At 36.1% G+C, this 12,991-nt stretch carries 8 protein-coding genes; 5 read left to right on the top strand and 3 right to left on the bottom strand.

The genetic code is table 11. From position 1 onward, the window contains the following. Positions 1-538 precede the first annotated feature (538 nt). A complete protein-coding gene (gene nadA / locus EJF25_RS01005) occupies positions 539-1,477 on the bottom strand; it encodes a quinolinate synthase NadA (protein ID WP_125039660.1) in 939 nt (312 codons plus the stop codon). Between the two features lie 490 nt (positions 1,478-1,967). Between nadA and EJF25_RS00995 the strand changes: the two genes are divergently transcribed. Beyond that, entirely contained in the window at positions 1,968-2,495 is a 528-nt protein-coding gene (locus EJF25_RS00995) for an RNA methyltransferase (RefSeq protein ID WP_125039659.1), read from the top strand. A gap of 87 nt (positions 2,496-2,582) precedes the next feature. On the opposite strand, the gene EJF25_RS00990 is transcribed toward EJF25_RS00995, so the two are convergent. After that, positions 2,583-3,158: a DUF4294 domain-containing protein gene (locus tag EJF25_RS00990; protein ID WP_125039907.1), complete on the bottom strand. Its 576-nt coding sequence runs from the start codon at positions 3,156-3,158 to the stop codon at positions 2,583-2,585. 155 nt (positions 3,159-3,313) lie between these two features. On the opposite strand from EJF25_RS00990, the gene EJF25_RS00985 reads away from it, so the two are divergent. From EJF25_RS00985 to EJF25_RS00975, 3 genes are all read left to right on the top strand, one after another. Continuing rightward, the gene (locus tag EJF25_RS00985; RefSeq protein WP_125039658.1) at positions 3,314-5,365 is read left to right on the top strand and encodes a helix-hairpin-helix domain-containing protein; all 2,052 of its coding nucleotides are present in this window, start codon (positions 3,314-3,316) and stop codon (positions 5,363-5,365) included. A 78-nt stretch (positions 5,366-5,443) separates the two neighbouring features. Then, positions 5,444-6,217: a radical SAM protein gene (locus EJF25_RS00980; protein WP_125039657.1), complete on the top strand. Its 774-nt coding sequence runs from the start codon at positions 5,444-5,446 to the stop codon at positions 6,215-6,217. Between the two features lie 30 nt (positions 6,218-6,247). Continuing rightward, positions 6,248-10,114: a TIM-barrel domain-containing protein gene (locus EJF25_RS00975; RefSeq protein ID WP_125039656.1), complete on the top strand. Its 3,867-nt coding sequence runs from the start codon at positions 6,248-6,250 to the stop codon at positions 10,112-10,114. A 299-nt stretch (positions 10,115-10,413) separates the two neighbouring features. On the opposite strand, the gene EJF25_RS00970 is transcribed toward EJF25_RS00975, so the two are convergent. After that, on the bottom strand, positions 10,414-12,099 hold the full coding sequence (locus EJF25_RS00970) for a SulP family inorganic anion transporter (protein ID WP_125039655.1): 1,686 nt from the start codon (positions 12,097-12,099) through the stop codon (positions 10,414-10,416). Positions 12,100-12,349: 250 nt separating this feature from the next. Here EJF25_RS00970 and rbr point away from each other — a divergent pair, with 250 nt between their 5' ends. Continuing rightward, positions 12,350-12,928, top strand: coding sequence for a rubrerythrin (rbr, locus tag EJF25_RS00965; protein WP_025076001.1), 579 nt, complete (start codon positions 12,350-12,352; stop codon positions 12,926-12,928). The last annotated feature ends 63 nt before the right edge of the window (positions 12,929-12,991 follow it).

Below are 12,991 nucleotides of genomic sequence, written 5' to 3'. Positions count from 1 at the left end.
AGAGTTAGTCAAAAGATATAGAAGAACTAAGTAAGAGATATACTAGAGTTGAAGAAAAGATATACTAGAGTCAAGTAAAACAACCGCTTCTTTTTCTATAATCAACAGGTAAATTTTGTCCGATTGACTGTATCTTTCCACTAAAAGATATACTTAAAAAAAAACTATGGGAAGTTTAAACTCAATCACTTCGATCTTTTTTTCAAACATTATTATAGTTTTATACAAACATCAAAATCTTTTTTTGAACAAATATCAACTATTTTAGCAAATGAATAATGGTTTACCTTCATCGTCATATTTTTAGTTATTACACTAAATATCAACCTATTATAATGAAGTATCTTTTTATTTACATTATTGGTCAAAAATAAGTAATTATTACGACAACATCTACTGACTAAAATGTCATAAAAAAGAAGCTTCATTATAATTTACTATATATCAATGAAATATGCAAAAACATGACGATGAAGGTAACCGTTTTACTACTGTGATATGAACTTATTAATCATTCATCGGTCCATTATCAATGCAATCACAATCCCAGCTTTGCCGAAATATCCAACATCCTTTGAATAGGCTTTACTGCTTTTTTTGCTATCTCCGGATCTACTGTTATTTCAGGAGACTCATTCTTCAAACACTCATAAAGCTTCTCTAACGTGTTTAACCGCATAAAGCTACACTCGTTACATCCACACGTACTATCATTCGGAGGAGCAGGAATAAACGTAGTTTGTGGACACTTCTTTTGCATCTCATGCAGAATACCCGATTCGGTAGCAACAATATATTTCTTTTCCGGATGGTTCACTGCATACTTTAACAGAGCTGCGGTAGAACCTACCACGTCAGCCAGTTTCAACACTGTACTTTTGCATTCGGGATGAGCCAATACAATTGCGTCAGGATGTTCCGCTTTCAATTCCACGATCTTTTCCACAGAGAATTGTTCATGCACATGGCAAGCACCATCCCAAAGTAACATATTACGGTTCGTAACTGAGTTGATATAATTACCCAGATTCCGATCCGGTCCAAAGATTATTTTCTCATCTTTGGGAAAGCTTTCTACAATCTGCTTTGCATTGGTAGAAGTTACCACTACATCTGTTACCGCTTTCACAGCAGCCGTCGTATTAACATATGAGACAACAGTGTATCCCGGATGCTCTTTGACAAACTGTGCAAACTTATCAGCCGGACAACTGTCTGCCAGTGAACAACCGGCATTCATATCAGGAACTAACACCTTTTTATTAGGACAAAGCACCTTTGCTGTTTCACCCATGAAATGAACACCACACATCACAATAATATCTGCTTCCGTTTTTGCTGCCCATTGAGCCAACGCCAGACTGTCGCCAACGTAATCAGCGATATCCTGTATTTCACCCTTCTGGTAGTAATGGCCCAGAATGATTGCATTCTTTTCTTTTTTCAGCTCGTTAATAGCTTTTATTAGATCATTCATAATAATATTCTTTTTTCTTTCCTTTTAAAAAAAAACTTTTGTTAGTGATAATAGCCTGTTAATAGTGTTAGGAAAAAAATCCTGTTTTTCTTGTCGGATAAGTTATTAGTTCCTACTTCAACTTTATTAGTTCATTATGAACGGATGAAAAATAGATTATATATTATCTATATACTTCATTATCATAAAGCTTCGGTAGAACAAGAAAAAGCTATTCACTCTCTGTTGATAAGATGCAAAGTTAAAAACTTTATAGATATAAACAGCTAAGTAAGTGATGAAAAATGTGTTTAAGGTGAGGTAGAAAGTTATGGTTTACTTTTTTGGAATGTTAATTAGGATACTCTTCTATACCTTCTTTTGAATAATGCAAGGATTATTTTTTAAAATCTTTGCTGATTGTTTTGACAGGTTTTAAACCGTTATCAACATCTCTCTTAACAGAAAAGAATTACTTTTGTGACTGGAATGTATTAAATGAAATAGCTGTATGAGAAAACTAAAGATAACTGAGTTGAACCGCATTACTGCGGAAGAGTTTAAACAGGCTGAGAAACTGCCTCTAGTGGTTGTATTGGATGATATTCGTAGTCTGCATAACATAGGTTCTGTATTTCGTACTTCAGACGCATTTCGTATTGAATGTATTTATTTATGTGGTATAACAGCTGTTCCTCCACATCCCGAAATGCATAAAACTGCTTTAGGAGCTGAATTTACTGTAGATTGGAAATATGTTAATAACGCTGTTGATGTGGTTGATAACCTTCGGAAAGAGGGATATATTGTTTATTCAATCGAACAAGCAGAAGGTAGTATTATGCTAGATAAGTTGGAATTGGATAAAACAAAGAAATACGCTATCGTAATGGGAAATGAAGTGAAAGGTGTTCAACAAGAAGTTATTGATCATTCAGATGGCTGTATCGAAATTCCTCAGTATGGTACAAAACATTCTTTAAATGTTTCTGTGACAACAGGTATTGTAATCTGGGATTTATTCAAGAAGCTTAGTTGATAAGAAGATAACAGCTGGTTAATAAGTGGTTTATATCTATGTTAATCATTTAATAACCAGCATATAATACTTGTTTATAACATATCATTAAATTTGTCCGCTTTCTACCATTAATACGATTCTTTCCGTTAGTTTATCTTCTCCTAACGGATCATATTCTTTTTTCAAACTAGCACCAAATAAGGAAGCAAATGTTTGATAAAAACCTGCTTTGAATGGTCCCATAAAAGCTTTCACTAGTTCATAGCTAGTCTGATTGCTTTGTCTGTCTACTAACTTTATTAACAGCTTTCCTTGTGCAAAAGATAATTTTTTCATTTGAGCTGTATATTGTTCTTTCAATCCCTTTTCAACACGTTTGATATGCTTTTGACGAGCTTTCTCATTGGGTAATGTTTGAAGATACTCATAAGTTTCGATGATAGCACGATGGATCTCTTTAGAGATAGGATATACCTTTTTTACGTTTCGTACCAGTCGGTTATATTCTATTTCTTCTTTTTTGTTTTTAAATATTAATGGACGGAAGATATAAACAGGTCTTAGCTGGATCCAAGGGATTGTATCACCTTCGTAGATACACATTGGAACCAGATATCCATTAATGCTTTGCTTTTCCTGAGCTTGTACGCAGAGTGTACAGAACATAGCAAACATTGTCATTAATAATATGTTAAGTCGTTTATTCACACGACAAAAATAAGATATTATCTTCAAATTTTTTTTATTATCCTGTTTTTTCATTGGGGTATTAACCTATTTAAAGTAACTTCACGGACTTTTTCCTTTAACGACAGGAAAATGAAACATAAATTCAAATGAAAAGAAATCAACTTTTATGGTTGATAAGTATTATAAACAGCCTGTTGATTATTCCTGCTTGTAGTGCTCAAGACCAGCCTGAGAGCCTTCTAGATGATGTACTCGAAGATTTATCTGTTAATAATGATATTAATAACTCTATTAATGAGCAGAATTGGGAAAATGAATTGGAGGAACTTTCTGTTCGTTTACAAGAACCTGTTAATCTGAATGTAACTACCCGCGAACAATTGGAACAATTTCCTTTTTTATCTGATTTGCAGATAGAACATTTATTAGCTTATATATATGTACATGGCTCGATGAAGACTCTTTATGAACTTCAGTTAGTAGAGGAGATGGATAAGCGAACCATTCAATATTTACTGCCTTTTATATGTGTCGAAGAAATTAACAATAGATCTTCCTTTCAGTGGAAAAGTATGTTGAAAAATGCAGTGAAGTATGGAAAGCATGAAGTGCTAACTCGCATGGATATACCATTTTATAAGCGAAAAGGTTATGAACATACCTATTTGGGACCTTCTGTTTATAACTCTGTGAAGTATGGCTTTCGATATAGCGATCAACTTTATGCCGGAGTAGTTGCCGAGAAAGATGCCGGAGAACCTTTTGGAGCTTTACATAACCGTTATGGATATGATTATTACTCATTTTATCTGTTACTACAAAATTGCGGTCGGTTGAAAACATTATCTGTTGGTAACTATCGGTTAAGTTTTGGACAAGGATTGGTAGTCAGCACTGATTATCTGATGGGAAAGACTGTTTATGCTTCTTCATTTATATCCAGAGGAAAGGGTATTAAGAAACACTCCTCAACAGATGAAGTGAATTATTTCCGGGGAGTGGCGGCTACTGTGTCTCTTACTGAAAAGTTGGATATTTCCAGCTTTTATTCACACCGGTCGATGGATGGAGTATTGACAGGTAGGAAAATAACTTCTATTTATAAAGCAGGGTTACACCGAAGTCAAAAGGAAGCGGATAAGAAGAACTTGTTCACTTTACAATTAACAGGTGGAAATGTAAGTTATCAACATAAACATATTCACCTGGGAATCACAGGTATTTACTATGTTTTCAACCATCCTTATGAACCGGAATTAACAGGTTATTCCAAGTATAATCTTCATGGTAATCAATTCTATAATTTAGGTATTGATTATGCATATCAATGGCATCGTTTTTCTTTTCAGGGAGAGACAGCTAAAGGAAAACAAGGTTGGGCTTCTTTGAATCGTTTGCAGTATTCACTAATGGAAGGAACTCGTTTGATGTTGATACAACGGTTTTATTCGTTTGATTACTGGGCGATGTTTGCTCATTCTTTTGGAGAAGGAAGTACAGTTCAGAATGAACAGGGATATTATTTGGGGGTTGAAACTTCCCCTTTTCGTTATTGGAACTTTTTAGCTTCATGCGATTTATTTTCTTTTCCATGGAAAAAGTATAGAATCAGTAAGACCGGTTCTCATGGGATAGACGGTCTGATTCAGGCAACTTTTTCTCCACATAAAAATTTATCGATGTATCTAAAATACCGTTATAAACAAAAGGAACGGGATCTGACAGGAACTAAAGGTAGCATTATACTCCCGGTTTTTCATCATCAACTTCGTTATCGTTTGAACTATTCTTTGAATGAGGTGTTATCTTTTCGTACAACTTTAGAATATAATCATTTTCATTCTCAGGACAAAGCTGCTAGCCTAGGATATCAGGCTACAGAGATGATATCTTATCGACTGCCCGGAACCAGGCTGTTTGCTGAAGTTCAGGGCAGTTACTTTTATACGGATGATTATGATTCGAGAGTATATATATCTGAAAAAGGATTACTTTATACATTTTATACTCCTTCGTTTCAAGGACAGGGGTTTCGTTGTATTGCTCACCTTCGTTATGACTTGAATGAACATTGGATGTTCATAACCAAATTTGGAGAAACTACTTATTTAAATCGGAATGAGATAGGTTCCGGCAACGATTTAATTCGTGGAAATAAAAAAGCAGATATACAAATGCAACTACGTATCAAGTTTTAAAGTATCTTTGTCCAATGCTAAGATGTATGAAAATATACGTTTATTGGTCAAATTGTAAATTGTCAAAATCTAAATAAAATGACTATTATCTATCCTTCACCCATCTTTGGTCCTGTACATTCCCGCCGTTTGGGTGTTTCTTTGGGAATTAATTTATTACCGGCAGACGGTAAGGTTTGCTCATTCGACTGTATATATTGTGAATGTGGTTTCAATGCCGATCATCGTGCAAGAAAGCCCCTTCCTACTCGTGAAGAAGTTCGTACGGCTCTTGAAGAAAAGCTGAAAGATATGCAAGCAAACGGACCTACTCCTGATGTATTTACTTTTGCAGGAAATGGAGAACCGACTGCTCATCCTCATTTTCCGGAAATTATAGAAGATACGCTTGTTCTCAGAGATAAGTATTTCCCGAGTGCAAAAGTAAGTGTATTGAGTAATTCTACCTTCATTAATCGTCCGGCTGTTTTTGAAGCACTGAATAAAATAGATAATAACATTCTAAAATTGGATACGGTGAATGAAGAGTATATTCATTTATTGGATCGTCCCAATGGTAAATATTCAGTGAAGCAGATTATTGAAAAGATGAAGGAGTTCAAAGGGAATTGTATTATTCAAACTATGTTTTTAAAAGGAAGTTATCTTGGGAAAGACGTGGATAATACAACAGATGATTTTGTACTTCCCTGGCTGGAGGCAGTAAAAGAAATTGCCCCCTGGCAAGTGATGATATATACTATTGATCGTGAAACACCTGACCATGATTTGCAGAAAGCTACTCATGAAGAGTTAGACCGGATTGTAGAATTGATAAAGGAAACGGGAATTCCGGTTACGGCTTCCTATTGATATTTGATACTATACTATATAATAATAAAAATGAAAAACACCTATTCTTCTTATTTACGATATCTTAAAGGTATCATCGTATTATTGTTCCTGTATCCGGTAGTGCAGACATTTGCAGTAACGGACAATAAAGATGATGTTTTGTCGGGAAATCAGCAAGCTTCGGGCATTCTTGCTGTGAAAAAGATTAATCCTACGACTTTTGAAGTATTGTTGTCCGATCAACAACGGATAACAATCGATTTTTATGGAGAGAATATATTCCGTATTTTTCGGGATCCTACCGGAGGTATTATTCGTGATCCTGAAGCAACTCCTGAAGCACAGATATTGGTTGATCAACCCAGACGTAAAGTTTCTCAGTTTATAATAGGAGAAGATAAAAATGTCATTGCAGTGTCTACCGGAAAAGTACGTATTGAATTGGATAAGAAAACAACTTTGATGAAAGTTGCTAATCTGACAACCAATGCATACGTTATTGAAGAGATGGCTCCGGTGGTATTTGATCTTAAGAAAGTAACAGTTACTTTGAAAGAGAAACCGGAAGAATACTTTTATGGAGGGGGTGTGCAAAATGGACGTTTTTCTCATAAAAATAAAGTAATTGCCATTGAGAACCAAAATAGTTGGACAGATGGCGGAGTAGCTTCACCTACTCCTTTTTATTGGTCTACGAATGGTTATGGAATGATGTGGTATACTTTCAAGAAAGGGGAATATGACTTTGGTGCAACAGAAAAAGGAATGGTAAAACTGTCTCATGAGTCTCCTTATCTGGATATTTTCTATATGGTGAGTGATGGAGCTGTTGCTTTGCTAAATGATTTTTATCAATTGACTGGAAACCCGGTTCTGCTTCCCAAATTCGGTTTCTACGAGGGACATTTGAATGCTTATAATCGTGACTATTGGAAAGAAGATCCGAATGGAATTTTGTTTGAAGACGGGAAACGGTATAAAGAGAGTCAGAAAGACAATGGAGGCATTAAGGAATCATTGAATGGTGAAAAGAATAACTATCAGTTTTCTGCCCGTGGGGTAATTGACCGTTATAAAAATCAGGATATGCCTCTTGGATGGTTGTTACCGAATGACGGTTACGGTGCCGGTTATGGGCAAACGGAAACATTGGATGGAAATATTGATAACTTGAAAAAGTTAGGTGAATATGCTCGTGAGAATGGAGTTGAAATCGGACTTTGGACACAATCGGATTTGCATCCTAAAGAGGGAGTAAGTGCTTTATTGCAACGTGATATTGTTAAGGAAGTTCGTGATGCAGGAGTACGTGTACTGAAAACTGATGTAGCATGGGTAGGTTCCGGATATTCTTTCGGATTGAATGGTGTAGCAGATGTAGGTCATATCATGCCTTATTATGGAAGTAATGCCCGTCCTTTTATCATTTCATTGGATGGCTGGGCAGGAACTCAACGTTATGCCGGAATCTGGACAGGTGATCAAACCGGAGGTGTTTGGGAATACATTCGTTTCCATATACCGACATATATTGGTTCCGGACTTTCCGGCCAGCCGAATATCTGTTCGGATATGGATGGAATCTTTGGTGGTAAGAATGAAGCGGTTAATATTCGTGACTTCCAATGGAAGACATTTACTCCGATGCAGTTGAACATGGATGGTTGGGGAGCCAATGAGAAATATCCTCATGCTCTTGGAGAACCTGCTGCATCTATCAACCGGATGTACTTGAAACTGAAATCGGAATTGATCCCTTATGCTTATAGTTATGCTAATGAAGCGGTAGATGGCTTACCTCTTATTCGCGCTATGTTCCTCGAATATCCGAATGATTATACACATGGATCTGCAACACAGTACCAGTTTATGTATGGTACCGATTTTCTTGTAGCTCCTATTTATCAAATTACCAAAGGGGATAAAGAGGGGAATGATATTCGTAATGGTATCTATCTTCCCGAAGGTTCCTGGATTGATTATTTTAGTGGAGAGAAGTATGAGGGTAACTGTGTGATAAATAACTTTGATTCACCTATCTGGAAATTACCGGTATTTGTCAAGAGTGGAGCTATCATCCCGATGACTAATCCCAATAATAATGTTACGGAAATAGACCGTTCTCTTCGTATTTATGAATTCTATCCCAATCAGCATTCTTCTATGGTAGAGTATGATGATGATGGAGTGACGGAAGCATATAAAGACGGAAGATTTGCCACTACCTTGATTGAATCGGATGTAGATAACAAGAATCGTGTAACAATTACCATACATCCGGCAAAAGGAGATTTTAATGGTTTTGTGAAAGAAAAAAAGACTGAATTACGTATCAATGTTTCGGAAAAGCCTAAGAAACTTGTGGCAAAGATAGGTAATAAAGGAGTGAAATTGACAGAGGTGGCTACTATTGATGACTTCCTCAAAGGAGAAAATGTTTATTGGTATGAGGCTGTTCCTAACTTGAATAAGTTTGCAACCAAAGGAAGTGAATTTGAAAAAGTGGTGATTACAAAGAATCCGCAGTTACGTGTTAAACTTGCTTCTATAGATGTAACAGTGAATCCAGTAACACTGAAAGTAGAAGGCTTCCGCTTTGAACCGTCAGACAGCTATCGTGTGACAACAGGTGCTTTATCAGTTCCGCAAAATGTCCAGGTATCTGAACAAAACAGAGAAGCATATACTTTAAAACCAACATGGGATAAAGTGGCTAATGCTGATTATTATGAAATTGAGTTTAATGGTATGCTTTATACCACTATCAAGGATACGGAATTGTTATTTGAAGATCTGACTGCAAAAACGCCTTACAGTTTCAAAGTGCGTGCTGTCAATAAAGACAATATTTCCGATTGGGCAGAAATACATGTGACAACGAAAGAAAATCCGTTGGAATTTGCTATACATGGCATTGAAGGTGAGTCTTCTGCTGCTGCACAAGGTGGTGCCGGAGTAAATCGATTGTTCGACTTTGCTGAGTCAGGAGATGTTTGGCATACAAAATATAGTGTCAATTCAATCCCATTGGATTTGATTATTGATCTTAAGACAGTCAATCAGTTGGATAAATTCCACTATTTACCTCGTACGGATGCAGGAAATGGAACCCTATTGCAGGGAATTGTATTCTATAGTATGGATAAGGAGAACTGGACCGAAGCCGGTGCTTTTGACTGGCAACGGAATGCAGATGTAAAAGTATTCAGTTTTCCGGAACATCCTTCTGCTCGATACATTAAACTAGCTGTTACGGCAGGTGTTGGAAATTACGGTTCAGGTCGTGAAATATATGTATTTAAAGTACCTGGAACCAGTAGCTATTTGCAAGGTGATATAAATAATGATGGTAAGATAGACCGTAATGATCTTACTTCTTATATGAATTATACCGGATTACGTCATGGAGATTCAGATTATGAAGGATATATCAGTAAAGGGGATATCAATATGAATAATTTGATAGATGCTTATGATATTTCTGTAGTAGCAACACAACTGGAAGGTGGAGTCGATAAGGAAGCTGTCCAAAAGGTATCAGGTTCTTTATCCATTACTACTCCGAAACAGATTTATCAAAAGGATGAAATTGTAGAAATTCATGTAAAAGGTAACGAACTACAATCAGTGAATGCACTTAGCTTTGCTTTGCCTTATGATCAGAATGATTATGAGTTTATAGGTGTTGAACCGTTGAATATGAAAGAGATGGAAAACCTGACATATGACCGTTTACATACGAATGGAGTGAAATCTCTTTATCCTACATTTATTAATATAGGAAAGCAGGAATCACTGGAAGGGTCCGAAGAACTGTTCATCTTAAAGTTTAAAGCAAAACGCAAAGTGAAGTTTGAATTGCAGATGAAGGATGGAATATTGGTGGATAAGCAGTTGAGAATGTATCAATTCTAAAATATACTCTTCTGAGTTTATAAAAAGATCCGGGTTTCCGACCCGGATCTTTTATAAAGTTTATTTTATGATGTGAGCTTGATATGCTACCATGAGAACTATTTAAATCTTCTCTTAGCTCTTATTAAAAAGTATAATTGGTAATATTGGTTCGTTCTATTATAGTTTCCGCTTCGTTCCACAGTTATTTCCGTTGCGTCCCACATATATGGAACGAATTTGTTTTTATTATGTAAATAGATCATTTATATATTGAGGAAGTAAGTAATATACCTCTTTCTAAATAATATATATACCTCTTACTTATTTTTAGTAATGTCTTTTGCTCTATTTAATGCTACATTAATATTGGGGCAAATATTCTCTTTTCCCAGCAATTCATAGAAACCGGATTTACCTAATACATGATGCACTTTCTCATTGACTCCGGAAAGAATAACAGTAATTTTTTCTTTCTGGGACATTTGGCAAAGTGTTGTCAGATTATGTATACCGGTAGAATCAATAAAAGGAACTTTACGCATACGGATGATACGTACTTTCGGTCGATCTCCCAATTGCGCCATTGTTTCTTCAAATTTGGTAGCAATACCAAAGAAGTAAGGACCATTGATTTCATATACTTCTACTCCTTGAGGGATAGTCAGATGTTCTTCATGTAAGGTAATATCAGATTCAGAGTTGGGGTCAATCTCATCAGTGATAACTGAAATTTCTGTAGTTTCCATTACACGCTTCATGAAAAGAACACACGCTATGACTAGTCCAACTTCGATGGCAATTGTCAAGTCGAAGATAACAGTCAGAAGGAAGGTAATCAACAATACGGTAACGTCTGATTTAGGATTTTTCAGTAACGCTTTGAATACACGCCATCCACTCATATTATAAGATACAATGACCAGCACTCCGGCGAGGCACGCCATAGGTATGTATTGTGCAAGCGGCATTAAAAATAGCAAAATTAAAAGTAGGACTACTGCATGGATAATTCCTGCTACAGGGGTTTTACCTCCATTATTGATATTAGTCATCGTACGTGCAATAGCTCCTGTAGCAGGGATACCGCCAAATAAAGGAGTTATAATGTTTGCTACACCCTGTGCGACTAATTCTGTATTAGAATCGTGTCGGTCACCTATCACACCATCTGCTACTGTAGCGGATAGCAAAGATTCGATGGCTCCCAATACTGCAATAGTAATAGCTACCGGAAATAAATTTTTGATAGCTTCCCAGTTTAGGACTGGTACGGTGGCATCCGGAAGTTCAGAGTTGATCGTAAAGCGATCACCAATAGTAGGAATACAATCTATTCCGCCATAAATCTTCATTAAATATACAGCGACTGTCACTACCACAATAGCAATTAATGAACCTGGAATTTTTTTAGAAAACTTAGGAGAAATGGCAATGATAAAGATACTGACAAAACTTACGATCGTATTCCACCAGTTTACCGTATCAAAATGCTGGAAATAAATGATCCATTTTCCAATGAAATCACCCGGTACTTTTTCTCCTCCAAATGTCAGCCCAAATATATCTGCAATTTGTGTAGTAAAAATAGTGACAGCAATACCACTGGTGAAACCTACAATAATAGGGTAAGGAATAAATTTAATGACAGCTCCGAGTTTAAATACTCCTAATAATATAAGAAGAACACCCGCCATCAAAGTGGCAATTATCAGTCCGGCTTCACCATACTGCTGGATGATACCATAAATGATAACGATAAAGGCACCTGTCGGTCCTCCAATCTGTACCTTACTTCCTCCTAACAGAGAAATGATGAATCCGGCAATGATGGCAGTAATGATACCTTTTTCCGGCGATACTCCCGAAGCAATACCGAAAGCGATAGCTAAAGGAAGTGCTACAATACCAACGATAATACCTGCCATCAGGTCCGCCATAAATGTTTCTTTTGAGTAATTCTTCAGACAAGAAACCAGTTTGGGTTTAAATTCAAATAGCTTCATTTTTTATATGTTCTTTGTATATTTATTGCTCTTTTGTAATGTAGAGGTTGCAAAATTAGATAAAATAATTCATATAAGTATGTTTTGGAACATACTATTTGTCTGTTGATAGGTTTTATCAATGAGATGATAGTTTTTATTAATAAAGAAAAGAGTGTTTATTATGAACAAAAATCCTATATTTGCGTTATAAAATTATCGACAACTTACGTATAAATTGGTTTTTCATCAATTAAATTATATCAGAATTATGACTAAAAGTATTAAAGGAACTCAGACAGAAAAGAATCTGTTAACTTCATTCGCAGGAGAATCACAGGCAAGAATGCGTTACACTTATTTTGCAAGTGTTGCTAAAAAAGAAGGCTACGAACAAATTTCTGCTATTTTCACAGAAACAGCTGACCAGGAAAAAGAACATGCAAAACGTATGTTTAAGTTCCTTGAAGGTGGTATGGTTGAAATTACTGCTAGCTATCCGGCAGGTGTAATTGGTAATACACTCGAAAATCTGCGTGCTGCTGCAGCTGGTGAACACGAAGAATGGTCGTTGGATTATCCTCATTTTGCAGACGTTGCAGAGCAAGAAGGTTTCCCAATGATTGCTGCTATGTATCGTAATATCTCTATTGCTGAAAAAGGTCATGAAGAAAGATATTTGGCTTTCGTAAATAATATCGAGAATATGACTGTATTTGCTAAAGAAGGTGAAGTGGTATGGCAATGTCGTAATTGTGGTTATATCACTGTAGGTAAGGAAGCACCTGAAGTTTGTCCGGCATGTCTGCATCCACAAGCATACTTTGAAGTGAAGAAGGAAAACTATTAAAAAGTAATATACGAAGAAGAAAGCCGCGATGGGATCTCTATCGCGGCTTTTTTTATTTTCTTT

Origin of the sequence: Bacteroides faecalis (genome assembly GCF_003865075.1) — a bacterium.
In the GTDB taxonomy this organism is placed as follows: Bacteria; Bacteroidota; Bacteroidia; order Bacteroidales; family Bacteroidaceae; genus Bacteroides; species Bacteroides faecalis.
This window is presented reverse-complemented; position numbering and strand designations above follow the sequence as displayed.

Coding starts and splice junctions, on each gene's coding strand:
- EJF25_RS00975 (WP_125039656.1), top strand. CDS start 6,248: ATGAAAAACACCTATTCTTCTTATTTACGATATCTTAAAGGTATCATC.
- EJF25_RS00995 (WP_125039659.1), top strand. CDS start 1,968: ATGAGAAAACTAAAGATAACTGAGTTGAACCGCATTACTGCGGAAGAG.
- EJF25_RS00990 (WP_125039907.1), bottom strand. CDS start 3,158: ATGACAATGTTTGCTATGTTCTGTACACTCTGCGTACAAGCTCAGGAA.
- EJF25_RS00985 (WP_125039658.1), top strand. CDS start 3,314: ATGAAAAGAAATCAACTTTTATGGTTGATAAGTATTATAAACAGCCTG.
- rbr (WP_025076001.1), top strand. CDS start 12,350: ATGACTAAAAGTATTAAAGGAACTCAGACAGAAAAGAATCTGTTAACT.
- nadA (WP_125039660.1), bottom strand. CDS start 1,477: ATGAATGATCTAATAAAAGCTATTAACGAGCTGAAAAAAGAAAAGAAT.
- EJF25_RS00970 (WP_125039655.1), bottom strand. CDS start 12,099: ATGAAGCTATTTGAATTTAAACCCAAACTGGTTTCTTGTCTGAAGAAT.
- EJF25_RS00980 (WP_125039657.1), top strand. CDS start 5,444: ATGACTATTATCTATCCTTCACCCATCTTTGGTCCTGTACATTCCCGC.